The organism is Micropruina sp., assembly GCF_047606365.1.
Lineage (GTDB): Bacteria > Actinomycetota > Actinomycetes > Propionibacteriales > Propionibacteriaceae > Micropruina.
In genome coordinates this window covers 1-20,362 of the sequence record NZ_JASGEN010000097.1, presented here as the reverse complement: position 1 = coordinate 20,362, position 20,362 = coordinate 1, and the positions used below count along the sequence as shown (strand labels likewise).

The 20,362-nt window shown below is 67.5% G+C and carries 16 protein-coding genes and 3 tRNA genes; 4 read left to right on the top strand and 15 right to left on the bottom strand.

The window, feature by feature from the left end:
* Positions 1-279 precede the first annotated feature (279 nt).
* A tRNA-Arg gene (locus tag QM624_RS10980) sits at positions 280-352 on the bottom strand.
* Between the two features lie 166 nt (positions 353-518).
* On the opposite strand from QM624_RS10980, the gene QM624_RS10975 reads away from it, so the two are divergent.
* Positions 519-2,357, top strand: coding sequence for a phosphoenolpyruvate carboxykinase (GTP) (locus tag QM624_RS10975; RefSeq protein ID WP_415091697.1), 1,839 nt, complete (start codon positions 519-521; stop codon positions 2,355-2,357).
* Between the two features lie 85 nt (positions 2,358-2,442).
* Entirely contained in the window at positions 2,443-3,042 is a 600-nt protein-coding gene (locus QM624_RS10970; RefSeq protein WP_415091695.1) for a hypothetical protein, read from the top strand.
* Between the two features lie 119 nt (positions 3,043-3,161).
* On the opposite strand, the gene QM624_RS10965 is transcribed toward QM624_RS10970, so the two are convergent.
* The 10 genes from QM624_RS10965 to QM624_RS10920 form a co-directional block, all read right to left on the bottom strand.
* Positions 3,162-4,538, bottom strand: a complete 1,377-nt coding sequence (locus tag QM624_RS10965) for a hypothetical protein (protein ID WP_415091693.1) — start codon at positions 4,536-4,538, stop codon at positions 3,162-3,164.
* A 191-nt stretch (positions 4,539-4,729) separates the two neighbouring features.
* Positions 4,730-5,359 (bottom strand): dihydrofolate reductase family protein, encoded by a 630-nt coding sequence (locus tag QM624_RS10960; RefSeq protein WP_415091691.1) that lies wholly within the window; start codon positions 5,357-5,359, stop codon positions 4,730-4,732.
* Between the two features lie 189 nt (positions 5,360-5,548).
* Positions 5,549-6,391, bottom strand: coding sequence for a DUF6597 domain-containing transcriptional factor (locus QM624_RS10955; protein ID WP_415091689.1), 843 nt, complete (start codon positions 6,389-6,391; stop codon positions 5,549-5,551).
* Between the two features lie 154 nt (positions 6,392-6,545).
* On the bottom strand, positions 6,546-8,963 hold the full coding sequence (locus tag QM624_RS10950) for an ATP-binding cassette domain-containing protein (RefSeq protein ID WP_415091687.1): 2,418 nt from the start codon (positions 8,961-8,963) through the stop codon (positions 6,546-6,548).
* Positions 8,964-9,107: 144 nt separating this feature from the next.
* Entirely contained in the window at positions 9,108-10,040 is a 933-nt protein-coding gene (gene cysK / locus QM624_RS10945) for a cysteine synthase A (RefSeq protein ID WP_415091685.1), read from the bottom strand.
* 252 nt (positions 10,041-10,292) lie between these two features.
* Positions 10,293-11,060, bottom strand: coding sequence for an ABC transporter permease (locus tag QM624_RS10940; RefSeq protein WP_415091683.1), 768 nt, complete (start codon positions 11,058-11,060; stop codon positions 10,293-10,295).
* Complete coding sequence (locus QM624_RS10935) at positions 11,057-11,869, bottom strand: ABC transporter ATP-binding protein (protein WP_415091681.1); 813 nt, start codon at positions 11,867-11,869, stop codon at positions 11,057-11,059. Before QM624_RS10935 ends, QM624_RS10940 begins: the two co-directional genes overlap by 4 nt.
* Positions 11,866-12,237, bottom strand: coding sequence for a DUF1048 domain-containing protein (locus QM624_RS10930; RefSeq protein WP_415091679.1), 372 nt, complete (start codon positions 12,235-12,237; stop codon positions 11,866-11,868). The genes QM624_RS10935 and QM624_RS10930 overlap by 4 nt, the downstream gene beginning before the upstream one ends.
* On the bottom strand, positions 12,234-12,566 hold the full coding sequence (locus tag QM624_RS10925; protein ID WP_415091677.1) for a PadR family transcriptional regulator: 333 nt from the start codon (positions 12,564-12,566) through the stop codon (positions 12,234-12,236). Before QM624_RS10925 ends, QM624_RS10930 begins: the two co-directional genes overlap by 4 nt.
* Positions 12,567-12,738: 172 nt before the next feature.
* Positions 12,739-12,831: transfer RNA gene (locus QM624_RS10920), tRNA-Ser, on the bottom strand.
* 150 nt (positions 12,832-12,981) lie between these two features.
* On the opposite strand from QM624_RS10920, the gene QM624_RS10915 reads away from it, so the two are divergent.
* Positions 12,982-14,547 (top strand): LCP family protein, encoded by a 1,566-nt coding sequence (locus QM624_RS10915; protein ID WP_415091675.1) that lies wholly within the window; start codon positions 12,982-12,984, stop codon positions 14,545-14,547.
* 8 nt (positions 14,548-14,555) lie between these two features.
* On the opposite strand, the gene QM624_RS10910 is transcribed toward QM624_RS10915, so the two are convergent.
* Both QM624_RS10910 and QM624_RS10905 read right to left on the bottom strand, forming a co-directional pair.
* Positions 14,556-15,002, bottom strand: a complete 447-nt coding sequence (locus tag QM624_RS10910; protein ID WP_415091673.1) for a hypothetical protein — start codon at positions 15,000-15,002, stop codon at positions 14,556-14,558.
* A 1-nt stretch (position 15,003) separates the two neighbouring features.
* Positions 15,004-15,088, bottom strand: a tRNA-Ser gene (locus QM624_RS10905).
* Between the two features lie 160 nt (positions 15,089-15,248).
* On the opposite strand from QM624_RS10905, the gene QM624_RS10900 reads away from it, so the two are divergent.
* Positions 15,249-16,220 (top strand): NAD(P)H-quinone oxidoreductase, encoded by a 972-nt coding sequence (locus tag QM624_RS10900; RefSeq protein WP_415091671.1) that lies wholly within the window; start codon positions 15,249-15,251, stop codon positions 16,218-16,220.
* A 189-nt stretch (positions 16,221-16,409) separates the two neighbouring features.
* Here QM624_RS10900 and QM624_RS10895 read toward each other — a convergent pair whose 3' ends face one another.
* Together QM624_RS10895 and QM624_RS10890 are read right to left on the bottom strand one after the other, a co-directional pair.
* Positions 16,410-18,368, bottom strand: coding sequence for an ABC transporter ATP-binding protein (locus tag QM624_RS10895; RefSeq protein ID WP_415091669.1), 1,959 nt, complete (start codon positions 18,366-18,368; stop codon positions 16,410-16,412).
* Positions 18,358-20,223, bottom strand: coding sequence for an ABC transporter transmembrane domain-containing protein (locus tag QM624_RS10890; RefSeq protein WP_415091667.1), 1,866 nt, complete (start codon positions 20,221-20,223; stop codon positions 18,358-18,360). Before QM624_RS10890 ends, QM624_RS10895 begins: the two co-directional genes overlap by 11 nt.
* Positions 20,224-20,362 lie beyond the last annotated feature (139 nt).

Below are 20,362 nucleotides of genomic sequence, written 5' to 3'. Positions count from 1 at the left end.
GGTCCCGACGCCCGAAGTCCAACCCACGATCGACACCACCCGACGTCGTGGAACGCATCCTCCAACTCCGGGGCGAGTTGATCGCTCGCGGACTCGATGCCGGCCCCGTCACGATCGGATGGCACCTAAACCGTGAGCAGCTGATGGTCCCGTCGAACACGACCATCCACCGCATTCTGACCCGCGCGGGGCGAAACCAACTCACCACACCCGGCCGATGGCCCAAAAACGACAAATGTCTCGCGACATATGAGACACATGTCGCGAGACATCACAGAGCGCGCCCGGAGGGATTCGAACCCCCAACCTTCTGATCCGTAGTCAGATGCTCTATCCGTTAAGCTACGGGCGCTTGGGCGGCGTCCGGATCGTGCCCGAACCGCCGACTGACGAGCTTAGTTGATCGGGTCGGCATGAGTCCAACTGAGCTCCAGCGGCACCTGCACGACTGCGGCAAGATGGTATACAAGATCGCACCCAAGAGCCTGCAGCGTGGCAGGCAGCAAGAAGGAGCCGTGATGTCGGTCGATTCTATTCAGATCGCCGAAACCGCCCCGGCCGATGCGCCGGAGGCACTAGTCAGGTGGGTGGCCGGTGTGGCCGAGCTCACCCAACCCGATGAGATCTACTGGTGCGACGGCTCAGAGGCCGAACGCGACCGGCTGTACCAACAGATGGTCGACGCAGGCACGCTGATCAAACTCAACCCCGACAAGCGTCCGAACAGCTACCTGGCCCGTTCGACGCCGTCCGATGTGGCGCGGGTGGAGTCCCGCACCTTCATCTGCTCCGAGCGCGAGCAGGACGCCGGGCCGACCAACAACTGGGCCGAACCCAGCCAGATGAAACAGACTCTGGCAACGTTCTTCGACGGCTGCATGCGGGGCCGCACGATGTACGTCGTGCCGTTCTCGATGGGCCCGCTGGGCGGCAACATCTCCAAGCTCGGCATCGAGATCACCGACTCGCCGTACGTGGTGGTCAACATGCGCATCATGACCCGGATGGGCGCTGAGCCGCTGGCCCACATCGGTGCCGGCGAGTACTGGGTGCCGGCGGTGCATTCGGTCGGGTATCCGCTGGTCGACATCAACGGCAACCGCCGTCCCGACGTCCCGTGGCCGTGCAACGACGAGAAGTACATCACCCACTTCCCCGAGACCCGCGAGATCTGGTCGTTCGGCTCCGGCTACGGCGGCAACGCACTGCTGGGCAAGAAGTGCTACGCGCTGCGGATCGCCTCGGTGCTGGCCCGTGACGAGGGCTGGCTGGCCGAGCACATGCTGATCCTCAAGATCACCGGTCCGGACGACCGCACTTACCATCTGACCGCCGCCTTCCCGTCGGCCTGCGGCAAGACCAACCTGGCGATGCTGCGTCCGACCATTCCGGGTTGGAAGGTCGAGACGATCGGCGACGACATCGCCTGGATGCGTCCCGGCGCCGACGGACGCCTGTACGCGATCAACCCCGAGGCCGGCTTCTTCGGCGTCGCCCCCGGCACTTCCGAGGCGACGAACCCGACCGCGCTGCATGCCCTCGACCACGACACCATCTTCACCAACGTGGCGCTGACCGACGACGGGGACATCTGGTGGGAGGGCATGACCGACGAGCCGCCGGCCCACCTGATCGACTGGCAGGGCAACGACTGGACGCCCGACTCCCCCACCAAGGCCGCCCATCCGAACAGCCGGTTCACGGTGCGCGCCGATCAGGCCTCGTCGATCGCCGACGAGTGGGAAGATCCGGCCGGCGTGCCGATCGACGTCATCCTTTTCGGCGGACGCCGCGCGCACAACGTGCCGCTGATCACCGAGACCTACGACTGGCGCCAGGGCGTGTTCGTCGGCGCCACCGTCAGTTCCGAGCAGACCGCGGCCGCCGAGGGCGCCGTTGGTTCGCTGCGCCGCGATCCGTTCGCGATGCTGCCGTTCTGCGGCTACAACATGGCCGACTACTGGGCGCACTGGCTGCGAGTCGGCGAAACCCTGGGCGAGCACGCGCCGCGGGTGTTCCAGGTCAACTGGTTCCGCAAGGACGACGACGGCCGCTTCCTGTGGCCCGGTTTCGGTGACAACGCCCGCGCCATCGAATGGGCGCTGAGAAGGGTGAACGGCGAGGTGGACGCCGATGACTCTTTGAACGGACGGCTGCCGCGCCGCGAGGACCTGAACCTGGACGGTCTCGATCTGACCGACGAGCAGTTGGACGAACTGTTCGCCCTCGATCCGGCGGCCTGGGCCGCGGAGGCCGACCTCACCGAGGAATACTTCGCGCAGTTCGGCGACCGGCTGCCCGCCGCACTCACCGAGGAACTGGAGGCGCTGCGCCGCCGGATCGCCGAGGCGTCCTAGAAGCCTCCGCCGAGTAGGTAGGTTGCGGCCAGTTGGCGGTCCTACCTGCCCGAACCTCTCATCCTGCCCAGGTAGGCTGCCCGCCATGTCGTCGCCACGTCGCCCGTTGATCCTGCTCGCCGCCCTGCCTGCTCTGCTGGTCGGGTGTAGTTCGGCGGCACCCGCAGCAACTCCCTCCCCGACGCCACCGCCGGCGATCAGCGCGAATCCGACGCCGGTGTCCACCGAGGCCACCAGCGCACCTGCGACGACGCCGGCCACGACGTCCGCGTCCTGCCCGGCCGGCGAGTACAAGGCGACCTCGTTCGTCGCGACAGCGCTCAGTGCGACGAGCAGGGTCAAAGTCACCGACATCGATGCCGAGTTCCGCAACGGTCAGTACACCTTCGACTTCGACGAAGATCATCCGGTCAGCCTGACGGTCGGCAAGAGCACCCAGAAAGTGCGGATCGACGGCGAGATCCGCGGCAGCTACAGCGGCGACGCCGACGCTCTGACGTTCACCCGCGGCACCACCACCGGCACCGCGAAGATCAAGCAGAACGGCGCCACCCGCTCGTTCCCGATGCGTGAAGTGGCCGAGATCCTCGCCCCGCAAGGCAAGGGTTCGGCCGTCTGCAACGGCAACGAGCTAACTCTCAAGGCGGACGGACTCACCTGGCAGATGGTTCGCGACGACGACTGAGGCGCCGACCGCTGATCAACGCATCTACCGTCGGTTGAGCTTGTCGAACTCCGTTCAACACGATGTTGTTCGAGGTCTCGACAAGCTCGACCAACGAATCGCCCGAGCCGGCTCACACGTCACCCCGGACTTGATCCGGGATCTCCGTCCTGGGCTGGTCGGTCGCGCCTGGAGATTCCGGCGTCCGCCGGGATGACGGGGACGGCTGGGGCGTCGTGCCGCGCTGGCTCTGGGCCCACCGCCGGCCGGGCCGCTGCGGCGGCGTCCGAGGCATCTGGGAGCACCTGGGCATCAGGGGCGTCCGGCTTCTTGCCGGGCTCGACCGGGCCAAGTTCCGGGAATCGCTGCAACGCCACCAGCCGAGCGGCGCAGGCCTGACGGACGTCGTCCTCCACGCCGTCCCGCAACCCCTCGCGCAGGACCGGGTCGGTGGCTGAGACCACCGCGAAGTAGAAGCCGGAGAACACCGCCAGGAAGCCGCAGACCCGTAGGTGTTGCAGGGTCAAGGCGTAGCTGTGCTGTTCGGTCGTCCATTGCAGCAGCACGTCGGGCGGTGCCTGCGTCCAGGCTTGGGCCACCTCGGCATTCACCGTGATCAGGCCGAGCATGACGAAGAACACGAAGACGGCAAGTCCGACGACGGTGGCGATGGTCAGCTTCGAGATCACCCCGACCAGCCGCAGGTTCTTGCGCTGATCGACGGTCAGCGGACAGGCGACAGGGGTGGGTACCTCACCGCCGGCCAGGGGCGTACCGGCCACCTGTTCGGCGATCTCCCCGGGTTGCTCGAAATGGGCCAGCGCATCGAGGTCGAGGCCACGGCTGTGCAGGAACAGCCAGCTCAGCGATACGAAGAGCAGCACCGCCAGCAGATACGCGAACGGCGACAGACCGCCGACCGCCTGCCACAACTCACCGGTGAAGAACAGGAAGCCGACGACACCGAGCAGCAAAGGCAGGGTGCGGCCGATCGCCGTCCCGCCGGCCAGGAACGACGACACCAACCGCCGCCACAGCCACGGACCCAGCGCGATCACACCGCTGTAGGCGAGCAGGGTGAACACGCCCATCAGCACCAACTGGCCCACGACCATGCTCACGGCGATCAGCACTCCGGCACCGAGCCCGGAGAGCTCGAAATCCTCGGCCCGCAACGCATCATGCGGAGTCGCCAACACCACCAGGCCGGGGAAGAGCAGGAACACCGCGCGGTCGAGGCCGGTCACCCGATCGGGCAGCGCGAACAGCGGACGCCGCCGGAGCAGATTGCCGGCCACCCAGGTGAGAACCACCACCGCCACCGAAATCGCCAGCGTCACGCCGACGTTGCTCGCGTAGCGGGGCACCTCGATCACCATCACGGCGACGAACACCACGGCCAGCGTCCGAGCCAGCCGGGCCGCCCGACGCCGCCGCATCGACGTGCCCTCCAGCAGCGCCGTGAAACCGCGGCGCATGAACCAGCGCTCGACGTCTCGGGTCTGCGGGTCGGACATGCCGGTCAGCTTAGAGAAGCGCCGCTCATCCGGGGACGAGCGGGCGAGGACTTTGGTTTCGACGGGCTCAACCAGCAGTGGAACGAAAAGAACCGTCCCTCCGTTCCACACACGGCCGTCGCAGCTTTCGGCAGGCTCAACCGACGGTGACCAAGGGAACCGTCCCCTCGGTCACTCTAGTGGTCGTGAGGCTAAGCGGTGGTGGTCGAGACGTTGAATCGCAGGTGGAGGACCCGTTCGCCCTGGATGACGATGTGCGGATCGTCGAGCCGGAACTCACCCTGCAGAGAGCCGAAGTAGCGCTTGCCGGAACCGAAGACGACGGGAGCCACGTCCATCGCGACCTCGTCGACGAAACCCGCCGCGAGGAGTTGGCTGCCGACATCGCCGGCGTTCACACTGACGATTCGCTCGCCGGCCAACTTCTGGGCGGTGGCGATGGCGTCCTCCACGTTGTCGACGAAGTGGTAGGACGCCTCGGGGTGCCAACCCTCGGGCTTCGGACGGTGCGACACCACGACGACATGGTCGCCTGCGGGCGGACGGCCCTCCCACCCGTCGACCAGGTCGAACAGGTGGCGTCCCATCACGATGCAGCCGATCGATGCCCACACCGACCGGACGTACTCCGCCGAGATCCGCGACATCCGGAAGGAGCCACCCTCGCCGGAGTGGTCGTAGTCGCCCTCTTTCGATCTCTCGTCGGGAACCAGCGGGGTGTCACCGCTGAAGTACCAGTCATGTAGCGAGCCGACATCGTCGTTGTCGTCGGCGATGAAGCCATCCACCGAGACCACGCAGTGCATCACTACCCTGCCCATGATCACTCCTCCGCTAGGTACCGATCAGCACGTAGCCGCTAGTTGAGCGTGTCGAAAACCCTTGTCAGCCCGTGTTTGTCCAGGGTCTCGACAAGCTCGACCAACGACGAGGGCTCGACCGACGAAAGTCCTCTTCTTTCGTGCGTCCTCGATCCTCAGCCCCGCGATGCCGCACCGGCTTGGAGAAAATCACACTGGCATCGGGCCCATGTCCGGCGGGAAGTCGCGTTGCTGCGGGAACCTGCGGCGTAGGTCCAGGTACGCCGACGGCGTGTGACCCGTGAAACTCTTGAACTCGTTGATCAGGTGCGGCTGGTCGAAATAGCCCGCCGCCTGGGCGAGTTCCGCCCAGCCCACCGGGTGCGCGGCGTCGACGGCGAGAATGACCCGCGCGAACCGGTAGATGCGGGCCAGCCGCTTGGGCGCGATTCCGACGTTGCGGGTGAACTGCGTAGCCAGATGGTTGCCACTGACGCCGGCCCGGTCCGCCAGTGCGGTGACCGGGACCGATCCCCAGGACGCCTCCAGGTTTCCGGCAGTGCGTAGGACCAGCGGAAGACCGGCCGCTGGGAGCACGCCGAGCCGAGAGCGCAGTTCGTTATCGAGCAGACGCAACCTCGCCTCAGTCGAGGACGCCTCGGCGAGTCGTTCGCGGACGTCTGCGATGCGCCAATCCGGAACATCGTCGACCGGCACCCATCGATCCCGCAGCTCACTCAGCGGTATGGTCACGAACGGCGCCAGACCCCACGGTTTGAAATGGACGCCGACGACGTGGACCGTGCGGCCGTACTCGACCGTGAATCGCCTGGTCCAGATGCCCATGAACCAGCCGTCGGTGAGCACGGCGTCCGGGGTCGCCGACGCGGAGTCGCACAGCCGCGCCGGCTCACCCAGGTTGATCATCAGGTGCGCCGACGGCATCGGCGGCACGCTCAACCGACGCCGATGCCCCGGCTCACCGGACAGGCAATAGATGTCGTCGATGAGCTGATCGAGCGGCGGAGCCGGCCGTCTGCTCAGGTACTGCACAACGCCAGTCTGTCCCCCACCGCCCGAGTTCTGTCATGCCGACCGCGACCTACCGTCATCCCGGACTTGATCCGGGATCCCTGCGGTGCGTTCGTACGTCCGGAGATCCCGGAGCAAGTCCGGGGTGACGTATCCGTCGACCGGGGGCTACCGGTCAGCCGTTCAGATAGGTCGCCAGGTGCCGGCCGGTGAGCGTGTCCGCTTTCGCCAGGTCGGACGGCGTCCCCTCGAAGACGATCCGGCCGCCGTCGTGACCGGCACCCGGGCCGAGGTCGATGATCCAGTCGGCGTGCGCCATCACGGCCTGGTTGTGCTCGACCACGATCACCGATTTGCCCGAGTCGACCAACCGATCGAGCAGGCCGAGCAGGTTCTCCACATCGGCCAGGTGCAGGCCGGTGGTGGGCTCGTCGAGCACGTAGGTGCCGCCCTTGGTGGACATATGGGTGGCCAGCTTGAGCCGCTGCCGTTCACCCCCCGACAAGGTGGTCAGCGGCTGGCCGAGGCTCAGGTAGCCGAGCCCGACGTCGGTCAACCGGTTCGTGATGGTGTGCGCCGCCGGCACCCGGGAGTCGCCAGCGCCGAAGAATTCGGCCGCTTCAGAGGCCGGCATGGCCAGCACTTCGGCGATGTTGCGGCCGCCGAAGGTGTAGTCGAGCACCGCCGCCTGGAAGCGCTTGCCCTCGCACGCCTCACAGGTGGTCGACACGGTCGCCATCACCGACAGATCGGTGAAGATCACCCCGGCACCGTTGCAGGCCGGGCAGGCACCCTCTGAGTTGGCGCTGAACAGCGCCGGCTTCACCTTGTTCGCGGTCGCGAACGCCTTGCGGATCGAGTCGAGCAGCCCGGTGTAGGTGGCCGGGTTGCTACGCCGCGAGCCGCGGATCGGGCTCTGGTCGACCGAGACCACGCCGGCGGTGAGCGGAATGGACGAATGCACCAGTGAGCTCTTGCCCGAGCCGGCCACACCGGTGATCACCACCAGCACGCCGAGCGGAATGTCGACGTCCACGTTCCGCAGGTTGTTGGCGGTGGCGCCCCGAATGCTCAACGCACCGGACGGCGTCCGCACCGATCCCTTGACGCCCACCTTGTCGCCGAGGTGGCGTCCGGTGACTGTGTCGCTGGACCACAGCCCCTCGACGGTGCCCTCGTAGCAGATCCGTCCGCCCTTCGAGCCGGCGCCCGGGCCGAGGTCGACGATGTGGTCGGCGATCGCGATCGTCTCGGGCTCATGTTCGACCACCAGCACCGTGTTGCCCTTGTCACGCAACTGCAGCAGCAGGTCGTTCATCCGCGCCACGTCGTGCGGGTGCAGCCCGGCGGTCGGCTCGTCGAAGACGTAGGTGACGTCGGTCAGCGACGATCCCAGGTGCCGGATCATCTTGGTCCGCTGCGCCTCGCCGCCGGACAGCGTCCCCGACGGACGGCTCAACGACAGGTAGCCCAGGCCGATCTCGACGAACGAATCGAGGCTGTCCCGCAGCGCACCCAGCAGCGGCGCCACCGACGGCTCATCCAGCCCGCGGACCCATTCGGCCAGGTCGGTGATCTGCATCGCGCAGGCGTCGGCGATGTTGATGCCGGCGATCCTGGACGAGCGCGCCTCCGGCGCCAGCCGGGTGCCCTCGCAGTCGGGGCAGTCGGTGAAGGTGACCGCCCGCTCGACGAAGGCCCGGATGTGCGGCTGCATGGCGTCGACGTCCTTGGCCAGCATCGACTTCTGGATCTTCGGGATCAGCCCCTCGTAGGTGACGTTGATGCCCTCGACCTTGATCCGGGTGGCCTCTTTGTAGAGCAGGTCGTGCAGTTGCCGCTGGGTGAAGTTCTTGATCGGCTTGTCGGCGTCGAAGAAGCCGCAACTGCGGTAGATGCGTCCGTACCAGCCCTCCATCGAGTAGCCGGGCACCAGCAGCGCTCCCTCGTTGAGCGACTTGTCCTCGTCGTAGAGGGCGGTGCGGTCGAAATCGGTGACGTTGCCACGCCCCTCGCAGCGCGGGCACATGCCGCCCAGAATGTTGAACGACGCCTTCTCGGAGATCGTCTTCTCGCCACGCTTGACCGTGACCGACCCGCCACCGGACGCCGAGGGCACGTTGAACGAGAACGCGTTGGGCGGCCCGATGTGCGGCTGGCCGACGCGGCTGAACAGGATGCGCAGCAGCGCGTTGGCATCGGTCACGGTGCCCACCGTGGAACGCGGATTCGCGCCGATCCGCTCCTGGTCGACGATGATCGCCGTTGTCAGGCCGTCGAGCAGGTCGACCTCCGGACGGGCCAGGGTCGGCATGAAGCCCTGCACGAAGGCGCTGTAGGTCTCGTTGATCAGCCGCTGGCTCTCGGCCGCGATGGTGCCGAAGACCAGCGAACTCTTGCCCGATCCGGACACCCCGGTGAAGACGCTGAGCCGCCGCTTCGGGATCTCGACGCTGACATCCTTGAGGTTGTTCTCCCGGGCGCCCTGCACCCGGATCAGATCATGGCTGTCGGCAACCCATCCGCCGTCACTGCCGGTTGAGCCTGCCGAAACCGAGCTTGTCGCTTGGGTTGAGCTTGTCGAAGCCGCCATCGTCGCTCCCGTGGTCGTCCGGATGGCCTCGCGGCCACGGCAGCCCACCCTAGCGTCGTGGGAACGCAACGGGTCAGCGCAGCGGCTTGGACGCAGCCGTTCCCGTCACCCCGATCGGGATGACGGGAACGGCCGGCCCGGTGCTCAGTCGAGCAGGTCCGCGTACAGCGGGGTGCTCAGGTAACGCTCGCCCCAGTCGGGAGTGACCACCACGATGGTCTTGCCGGCGTTGGCCGGATCGGCGGCCAGGTCAGCAGCAGCACGCAGCGCGGCACCCGACGAGATACCCAGCAGCAGACCCTCTTCCTTCGCGACCCGCTTGGCCCACTCGATCGCGTCATCGGAAGTCACCTTGATGATCCCGTCGATCACGCCACGGTCCAGAATGTTCGGCACGAAACCAGCACTGATGCCCTGAATCTTGTGCGGACCCTTCGGCTCACCCGACAACACCGCCGACTCAGCAGCCTCCACCGCATACACCTGAACGCTCGGCTTACGCTCCTTCAACACCTGACCGACACCGGTGATGGTGCCGCCCGTGCCCACACCAGACACCACGATGTCGACAGCACCCTCAGTGTCGGCCCAGATCTCCTCCGCCGTCGTCTTGCGATGAATCTCGACATTGGCCTGATTGTCGAACTGACGAGCCAGAATCGCACCCGGAATGCTGGCCGCAAGCTCGGCGGCGCGAGCATTGGCACCCGGAACACCCTCGGCACCCGGGGTGAGCACCAACTCAGCACCCAACGCCCGCAGCACCGCCCGACGCTCCTTCGAGAACGTGTCAGGCATCAGGATGATCACCTTGTAACCACGGGCCGCGCCGACCCAGCTGAGCGCGATGCCGGTATTGCCCGAAGTGGCCTCGACGATGGTGCCGCCGGGCTGCAACGAGCCGTCCGCCTCGGCAGCATCAATGATCGCGACACCGATCCGGTCCTTCACCGAGTTCGCCGGGTTGTAGTACTCCAGCTTGGCCAGCACGGTCGCCTGGCTATCGCCGTAGAGCCGGTTGATCTGAACCAGCGGCGTGCGCCCGATCAACTCGGTCGCGTTCTTGAAGTAAGCCATCTGTGCGTTCCTCCCAATTGCTTCTTGGTTATTCAGTCGTGATGGGTTCGGGTATGGACTACGCCCGACACGCTCCTGCGCGGAGCCGAGTGAACTCGAGGGTTGACCGTGGCTGTGGCGCCCAGGGTCGCGTTGTCGGGTCGGTCAGTGACAGCAACAACACATTCGCCCACAGACAAGGACCGCGGTGGCGGATACGACTCGTCCGGCGAACATGACCGGAATGGTAGCACCTTTCCCAAGGGCGTTCCGCTAGCTCGCTTTCCGGCGATAGATCGCGGCGGCGACCAGGTAGGCGACGATCAGGATGCCGACGCACCAGGCGAGGGCGATCCAGATGTCGGTGCCGACCGGCTGCCCGGCGAGCAGGCTGCGGATCGTGTTGACGATGGACGTCACCGGCTGGTGTTCGGCGAACCAGCGCAGCGGTCCGGGCATGGTCGCGGTGGGGACGAACGCGGAGCTGAGGAAGGGCAGGAAGATCAACGGATAGGAGAACGCGCTCGCACCGTCCACCGATTTCGCGGTCAGCCCGGGAATCACCGCGATCCAGGTCAGAGCGAGGGTGAACAGGATCAGGATGCCGGCGACCGCCAGCCAGGGCAGCACTCCCACCTCGGTGCGGAAGCCCATCAGCACCGCCACGCCGAGCACGATCACCAGCGACAGCAGGTTCGCGACCAACGAGGTCAGCACATGCGCCCACAGCACCGACGACCGGGCGATCGGCATTGAGCGGAAGCGTTCGACGATGCCGCCCTGCATGTCCTGGAACAGCCGGAAGGCGGTGTAGGAGATGCCCGAGGCGATGGTGATCAGCAGGATGCCGGGGAGCAGGTAGTTCACATACGGGCCGCTGCCGGGTCCGGTGTCGATGGCGCCGCCGAACACGTAGACGAACATCAACAGCATGGCGATCGGCATCACCGCGGTGGTGATGATGGTGTCCGGGCTGCGCAGGATGTGCCGCAGCGATCGTCCGGTCAGCACCTGGGTGTCGCCCAGGACATGGGTGGTCATGATGGTTCCTTGTCGGTGGATGCCGCGGAGGCATCGGCTGCGGGGGTGTCGCCGATGATCGCCAGGAAGACCTCTTCCAGGCTGGGTTGTTTCTCCACGTACTCGACGGTGGTGGGCGGCAGCAGCCGCTTCAGTTCGGCGAGGGTGCCGTTGGCGATGATCTGGCCCTGGTGCAGGATCGCGATCCGGTCGGCGAGTTGTTCGGCCTCGTCCAGGTATTGCGTCGTGAGCAGTACCGTCACCCCTTGTCCGGCCAGGGTCTTCACCGTCTGCCAGACCTCGAGGCGGGCCTGCGGGTCAAGGCCGGTGGTCGGCTCGTCGAGAAAGACCACGCCTGGGTCGCCGATCAGGCTCATCGCGATGTCGAGTCGGCGACGCATGCCGCCCGAATAAGTCGCCACCCGACGGGTACCGGCCTCGGTCAGCGAGAACCGGGTCAGCAGGTCATCGGCGATCGCCTCGGGATCGGCCTGATGGCGCAGCCTGGCGATCAGCACCAGGTTCTCCCGGCCGGTCAGAATCTCGTCGACGGCGGCGAACTGGCCGGTCAGGCTGATCAACTCGCGCACCTCGTCCGGCTGTGCGACGACATCGAAACCGCTGACGCTGCAGTTACCGGCGTCGCCGCGCAACAGCGTCGCCAGGATTTTGACGACCGTGGTCTTGCCGGCTCCGTTGGAACCCAGCAGGGCGAAGATGCTGCCGGGAGCGACCTCGAAATCGACGCCGCGCAGCACCTGGAGTTCCTTATAGGACTTCTCCAGGCCGCGCACCCGGATGGCCGGTTCAGCTGTCGCGACCGCGGTCATGAGTCCTCACCGCCCTCCTCATGCTCGGCGCGGTCAATGGCCTCGTTGAGCCGTCGCCGCTCCTTGTTGATCCAACCGGCGCCGCCGTAGTTGGCGGCGAAGGTCTCGGCGAAATCCACCGGATCGCTGCCGACGATCTCGCGGACCGGCGTGCCGTCCGCCGCGGCCTGCTCGAACAGATCCGCCAGATCTTCGAAAGCCGACAGCCACAGGTCGCCCTCGGTCGCACCGAAATACAGCAGGTAGCGCTCCAGCGCCTGGGCGGCCCTTCGATAGCCGGGCGGCAGCGCCTTGACGCGCGCGGTGTAGCGGAGCCACCGGCGCTTGTCGCCGAAGTCGCCGACGACCTTCTCCAGGAGGTTCATCATCGTCTGTCTCCTTCATGAAGCTGTTCCAGTCGTTGGGTGAGGAAGCTCCAGGTGCTCCAGAACTCGTCGAGATAGCCGCGGCCCTGCGCATTGAGCGAGTACACCTTGCGCAGCGGGCCCTTCTCGGACGGCACCTTCCGCACATCGACCAGCCCACGCTGTTCGACCCGGACGAGCAGCGCGTACACGGTGCCCTCGGCGATGTCGGTGAAGCCCTGCTCACGCAGCCAGGCGGTGATCTCGTAGCCGTGGGTCGGACGCCTAGCGAGCAACTGCAGGACGATGCCCTCCAGGGTGCCCTTGAGCATCTCCGTCATCAGCTTGCTCACCGGAGCTCCTCTACTCAATATGACTGACTACCAGTACATAGTAACGCTGAGTAGTGAGAGCACAAGCGTCCGTGACCCCGCTTCTTGGTTCGTTGGCTCGTCCGCCGGCAGTACACAGCGCCCGGACGTGAAACGACGCCCTCGCCGCAGCGAGAGCGTCGTTCCAGATCAGTGGCGGAGGCGGCGGGATTTGAACCCGCGATGGGCGATAAACCCAAACCCGCTTAGCAGGCGGGCGCCATAGACCGGACTAGGCGACGCCTCCTCAGCCGAGGCATGAGCCTACTCCAGCCGCGCGGGCTACACCAAAAGCAGCCTCGAGCACCCCCGGCAGGCAAACCCTCAACCACGCGATCGTGGACGCCAAAGTCAACAACTACAATCGGCGTGTCCCGAACCGGAGCAAGAGGAACGAATGACTGAACCGCAGCGCGCACTGCCTGATTCTGAGGACGGCGCGGACGAGTCGGAGGCCGATCAACCCCGCCGGGCCGCAGAGCCCGGTCGTTTCCGGTGGGCGATGGTGTGGACGGCGCTGGGCGCCCTGATTCCGGGCCTGGGCTTGTGGCATGCCGGACGGCGCGTCGCCGGCTCGATCGCGATGGGCCTGTTTGCGGCATTGCTGCTCACCGTCGGTTATCTCGGCTTCGCCGGACGCGACCGCATTCTTGCGCTGGCCACCAATGTCGACGTGCTGAACGGCCTGACGGTCGGCCTGCTGGTCCTCGCGGTCGCGTGGGTGGTTGTCATCGCCGCCAGCCATCTCGCGCTTCGTCCGCCGCACCCGTCGGCCACGCAACGGGTCACCGGAGGCGTGCTGGTCGGAGTCCTCTCGCTGGCCGTCGCGGCGCCGCTCGCCATCGGCGCACAGTACTCCCGCTCCACCGCCCAGTTCCTCGGCACCGTGTTCACCGAAGACCCCGGCAGCGGACCCGTGACGCCGGGGGGGCCGACGCCGTCCAACCCGTTCGGGGACAAGGACCGGCTCAACGTCCTGGTGATCGGGGCCGACTCGGAGTCGAAGCGTGACGTCCGGCTCGGCCTGCGGGCCGACAGCGTGATGGTCGCGTCCATCGACCTGCACACCGGGGCGACCACGCTGTTCTCGCTGCCCCGGCAGACCGCGCGGATCCCGTTCCCGAAGGATTCGCCGCTGCACAAGTACTACCCCAACGGCTTCTACGACGGCGTCAATGGCGGGAACGACGAGTACTTCCTCAACGCCATGTACAACAACATTCCGGCGAGGATTCCGCACGATCTGCTCGGCAAGGTGAAGAACCTGGGCGCCGAGGTGATGAAAGTTGGTGTCGGCGAGGCGCTGGGTCTCGGCAAGCTCGACTACTACGTGATCGTCAACATGGACGGCTTCAAGTCGTTCATCAACGCCCTCGGCGGCATCACCCTGAACGTCAACTACCGCATCCCGATCGGCGGCCAGACCACCGAGGGTGTGCCCCCGAGCGGCTACATCGAACCCGGCCCCAATCAGCACCTGAACGGACGGCTGGCGCTGTGGTACGCGCGTGGCCGGTACGGCCTGACCACCGGCGACTACAGCCGGATGGAGCGGCAGCGGTGCGTGATCAACGCGGTCGTGCAGCAGGCACAGCCGCAGGTGGTGCTGACCAACTTCGAGAAGATCGCCTCGGCCGGGGCAAACACCATCGAGACCGACATTCCGCGGCGGGTACTGCCGGACATGATCGACCTGGCGCTGAAGGTGAAGGGCACCAACCTGCACAGCGTGGTGTTCCAGCCGGGCGTAGCCGGCTGGGTGAGCGCGAATCCGCCGTGGCCGGCCGTCCAGCGCCGGGTGCAGCAAGCCCTCAAGGAGACCGACGAGGCCGAGGGCGGGAAGACCACGTCGCCCTCCAGCTCACCGACTGCGACCACGTCCGCCACCAAGAAGCCGACGAAGAAGCCGTCCGGCAAGTCGGAGGATCTCAGCGACTCCTGCGCCTACCACCCCGCGAAGTAGCGCCTGCGCTACAGCTGTCCGTGGTAGCCGCGGCTGGCGTCCAGGCGGCGGGTCAGGTCACCGGTGAGGTGCACCATCTCGGCGGTGACGCCGCGCTGGCTGACCAGCCGGACGCGGCGCTCCGGCCCGTGGTGAATGGTCAGAGACGTCGGGGCTTGGGTCACTTTGGTGACATCGGCCCAGTCCCCCTCTTCGTGCGCCTCGGGGCCGGTGATCCGGTAGCCGCTGTCGGTGAACTCCACCACCACGCGCATCCGCCGCCAGCTCACCGCGGCGACCACCATCAGCGCGAGCGCGCCGATCAGAAACACCCAGCCGACGACGGCCAGGACGACCGGCAGTTGCAGCGCCACCGGCAGCACGATCAGGACGGCACCGACGACGGCCAGGGCAGCCGCGACCGCCACCGCGCGCAGCGGCAACGGGGGGGTGAGCACATGGGTACGCGACGACACGCGGCGAGGGTGGGATTCGAACCCACGGAGCGTTTCCGCTCGGCCGCTTTCAAGGCGGCTGCACTAGTCCACTATGCGACCTCGCCCGGGAAGCCACATCGTAGTGCCTCCGCAGGACTGCCCTCACCGCGTTCTCGATCACCGCTGGTTGAGCTTGTCGAAGCCAGGCCTCGACAAGCTCGACCAACGGCGTCGAGCTTTCCCGAACCCGATGCCGGACGGCGCCCACCGTGCCAGGCTGGGGACATGCGAGCTGTCGTAGCTGAGACGTCCGGGCCGCCGGAAGTGCTGCGGGTCGCCGAGGTGCCGACGCCGAGCGCGGGTGCCGGCGAGGTGCTGATCCGGGTGGCGGCGTCCGGGGTGAACCGGGCCGACCTGCTGCAACGGCAGGGCCGCTACCCGCCGCCGCGGGGAGCCAGCGAGATTCTCGGACTCGAGGTGTCCGGCGAGATCGCGTCCGTGGGTGACGGGGTCGACGACTGGGCGGTGGGCGAGAAGTGTGTTGCCCTGCTGGCCGGCGGCGGTTATGCCGAGTACGTCGCGGTGCCTGCCGGCCAGGTGGTGCGGCCGCCGCAGGGCATCGACCTGGTCACGACGTCCGGGCTGATCGAAGTGGCGGCGACCGTGGTGTCGAACCTCACGTTGGTGGGGCTGCGGGCCGGTGAGACCCTGCTGGTGCACGGCGGCACCGGTGGCATCGGCACGTTCGCGATCCAGTACGGCGCGGCGCTGGGCGCCCGGGTGTTCGCCACCGCCGGACGTCCGCGCAAGCTGGCGCTGTGCCGCGACCTCGGCGCCACGGACGCCTTCGACTACCACGACGACTGGCAGGCCGCCCTCCGCCGGGCCACCGACGGGCACGGCGCCGACGTCATCCTGGACGTGATCGGCGCCAAGTACCTGCCGTCCAACCTGGATGCCCTCGCCCTCGACGGACGCCTCGTCGTGATCGGCCTGCAGGGCGGCCGCACCGGCACCCTCGATCTGGGGAAACTCCTTGCCAAGCGGGCTTCGGTCACTGCGACCGGGCTGCGCGGCCGTCCGGCGGATCAGAAGACGGCGATCTGCGCCGAGGTCGCCCGGACGGTCTGGCCGCTGATCGAGTCGGGCCGGATCAAGCCCGCCGCCGAAACCCGCTATCACGCAGAGGACGCCGCCGAAGCCCACCGCCACCTGGCCTCCGGCGACGCCCTCGGCAAGCTGATCCTCACCTGGTAACCGCGGGGACGGTTCTTCCACGTTCGAAAATCGCAGGTCGGGGGACGGTTCTCTTCCATTCGAAAACCGCACGTTCGGGGACGGTTCTCCGGCATGCCAATTTCGCACCTCGGAGAACCGTCCCCGGGCGTGCGAAATTCGAACGTGGAAGAACCGTCCCCCAAAGTTTGAGTCGGCGGTGACTCGCGGTCAGGAGCGCCAGGTGTGCCAGAGGCGGGCGTATTCTCCGTCCTGCTCGAGCAGTTCGTGGTGCGAACCGAGTTCGGCGATGTGGCCATCGATGACTACGGCGATGCGGTCGGCGTCGTGGGCGGTGTGCAGCCGGTGGGCGATCGCGATCACCGTGCGACCCTCGAGCAGTGCCGCCATCGAACCTTCCAGGTGCCGGGCGGTGCGGGGGTCGATCAGGGACGTCGCCTCGTCGAGCACCAGGGTGTGCGGGTCGGCGACCACCAGCCGAGCCAGCGCCACCTGCTGCGCCTGGGCCGGCGTCAGCTGGGTGCGGCCGTGGCCCAGCATGGTGTCCAACCCGTTCGGCAGCTTCTCCACCCACGACAGGGCGTCCACCGCCCGCAGCGCCGAGACGACCGCGGCGTCCCCCTGCTCGGGGGTCAGCTGCTGGTCACGGGCCAGCACGATGTTGTCCCGCACGGTGCCGACGAAGACGTGGTGCTCCTGGGTGACCAGCGCCACCTCGGTGCGCAGCACGTCCAGCGGCAAGGTCATCAGCTCCACGCCGCCGACCGTCACCGAGCCCGTCCGGGGGCCGTTGATCCCGGCCATCAGCCGTCCGAGCGTCGATTTGCCCGAACCGGACGGACCGACCATCGCCAGCCGCTCCCCCACCTTCAGGTCGAGATCGATGCCGTGCAGCACGTCCCGGCCCTCGCGGTAGGCGAACCGCAGATCGCGTCCGGTCAGATGGTTGTTGACCGGACGCGCCGAGCCCGGCGTCCGGTCCTGCGGCACCTCGGCGATACCGAGCAGACGAGTGGTCGCAGCCAGGCCGATCTGCAACCGGTCGGCCACCTGGATCAGCCGGTCCAACGGCTCGACCAACTGCTGCACGTAGATCGCGGCAGCGGTGATCTGCCCGATCGTCACCCAGTCGTTGGCGTACCCCCAGGTGCCCAGCACCACCACGGCCACCAGCGGCAGCTGGTACGAGGCGTCCAGGAAGACGAACAAAAGGTTCCGCAGCGTCATCGTGTACCGCTCGGCGTTGTTCGACAGCTCGATGTCGTCCTCGCCGATCGCGATCCGCCGCTCACCCAGACCCAGCGCCTCGACGGTGCGGGCACCCTCGACGGTCTCGGTCATCGTCGAGTTGATCTGCGAATAGGTGCCCGATTCGGTGATGTAGCCGGGCATTGCGCGCCGCAGATAGACCCGGGTGACCAGCACCAGCACGGTGATGGATGCCACCAGTGGCAGCGACAGGAACCACGAGTTCAGCACCATCGCGACGATGGTCAGCGCGGTGATCACCACCGACATCACCAGCTGCGGGAACGCCCAGCGCACCGATTCGCTCATCTTCGACACGTCGGAGGTGATCCGGGTCAGCAGGTCGCCCGAGCTGGCCGATTCCACCCGGCCCAGCGGCAGCCGCAGCACGGTGCGGACGATCGCCTCACGGGCGGCCGCCAACAGGTCGTAGCCGAACACCGCGGACGTCCGGCGGGCCGCGAAGGTCAGCAGCGCCTGCACCACGACCACCCCGGCGACGCCGACGATGATGGCGTCCACCGCCGCCAGCGGCGTGTTGCCGGCGGCGACCTCGTCGACCAGATCGCCCAGCATGCGCGGCACGATCAGGCCGGCGGTCGCGGCCAGCACGTTGAACACGACGACGGCGATCAGCAGCCCGCGACGGGTCGCCAGCAGCTCACCCATGAACCGGAACGCCTTGTGGTTGTGTGCGACGGGCAGTCCCCGCTCGGGGTTCCGGGACGCCGCGAAGAACGACTCGGCGCGCTGCTGGCGGATGCGGAACCGGGTCGTCAGCCCACGGAGCCGGCTGCGCGGATGGGTGAGGAAGACGAACGGCCCCTGCCTGGGCGGCGCGGCCAGCTCCGGTGGCAGGCTGAACGCGTTCGGGTCGTCGGACCAGGTCTCGGCCGACGCCGACAGCACATCAGTGCTCATCGTCGGCCTCCATTCCTCGGTTCATCACGGCGCGGTAGTCCGCATGCTCTGCGGCCAGCTGGTGGTGGCTGCCGGCGGCGGCCTGGCGTCCGTCCACCAGGAAGGACACCCGGTCGGCGCTGTGCACCAGCAGCGGGGACGCGGTCATCACCACGGTCGTCCGGCCGCGGCGATGGTCGGCGAGCCGTCCGGCGATGGCCTCTTCGGTGTGCGCGTCGACGGCGGACGTCGGTTCGACCAGGATCAACACCTCGGGATCGGCGAGCAACGCACGGGCCAGCACGACCCGCTGCCGTTGGCCGCCGGACAGGCCGCGTCCCTTCTCGTCGATCCGGCTCGCCCAGCCCTCCGGCAGGCTCTCGAACACGTCCTCGGCGGACGCCGTCCGCAGCACCCGTTCGGCCTGCTCGCGGGCGTGGGTGCCGAGAGGATCGACGGCCTGCTGGAAGGTGCCGGCGAACACCTGGCTGCCGGCGTCGGAGACCAGGATCCGTTCCCGCAGCGACGCCATCGTGTAGTGCTGGTAGTCGACCCCGTCCGCGGTGACGCCCCAGGCCCGCTCGGCCACCTCGGCGTCCGAGCGAGCGGCCTCGATCCGGCGACGTTCCTTCTCGGCGCGGGCCCGGCGGGCCGCGCGACCCTTCAACTCGTCCTCGCTCTCGGCCTCCTGATTGCCGGCATGGACCGTTGGCAGGTAGCGGCCCAACCGGTCGGCGAGCGCGGCCGAGGCGTCCGGATCGGCGCTCACCACGACCAGGAACTCGCCCGGCTCGACCCGCACCCCCGATTCCAGGTCGTGCAGGGCGGGACGCGCCGGCATCTCGCGGACGCCGTCCGTCCAGGGCAGCTCGGCGGCCAGCAGCGCGATCGTCTTGCGCGCCGACACCAGTCCTCTGACCCATTTCTGGGCCATCTCGAACATGGTCTGCAGCGGCCAGACCATGAAGATCGCGTAGCCGACGAAGCTGATCAGCTGGCCCAGGGTGAGCCGTCCGGCCACCATCTCGTGCGAGCCGAGCCAGACCAGGATGACCAGCAGCAGACCGGAAAGCAGCACCGACAGGGTCTCGACGACGGCCTGCCAGGTGCCGGCGGTGACCCCGAGCCGGCGCACCCGCTGGGATTGCGTCTCGTAGTTGTCGCCGAAGGTCTTCTCGCCACCGATGCCGCGCAGAATGCGCAGCCCGGCGACGATGTCTGCGGCCATCGAGGTCAGTTCACCGTTCTGGGTCCGCTCTGCGGTCTGCGCCGCGTTCAACGGACGCAACACCGGCGCGGCGCCCACCACCAGCAGCGGGGCGGCGATCAGCACCACCAGGCCGAGCAAGGGCGAGGTGTTCATCATCATGACGACCACCAACACGAACGCACCCAACGCGCCCAGGGCCCGGGCGACCACCTCGAAGGTGCCGCCGAAGATGTCGGAGTCGGACGACGAGATGCTCAGCACCTCACCGGTCGGCAGCCGCCGGTTCAGCACATGCCCGAGCTGAACCGATTTGCGGGTGACCAGTTTCTGCGTGCCGTACAGCGAAATCAGCCAGCCCCGGACGGCGAGGGTGTGCATCACGATGCCGCTGGCGGCACCCACCAGGATCACCAGCGCCAGCAGTCCCGCCCAGCCGGCGGTGGCGGCCCAATCGCCCCGCAGAATGCCGGCGTCGATCGTCCGGCCGAGCAGGTACGGGCTGAGCGCGCTGGGCAGGAACCAGGCCAGCCCGGCGAGCGCCAGGGCTGCGAGCACGTCGGACTGCACCAGCAGCGTCCAGAGCAGAAAGCGCGCTGGGCTGCGGGTGTCCGGCCGGGCGGTTTCGGCGCGCGTATAGGCGTCGATCCGCGGTGGGAAATCGTGCATAGCCGGTCAACGCTACGCCTGTGAGCCCGCTGTGTCGAAACCTGCCGGCTCTCTCGCTGCCCTCCCCACCGCTCGCCGAACTATTCAGGGCTCGCTGAATTCAGCGAGCCCTAGATAGTTCGGCGAGCGGTGAGTGGGG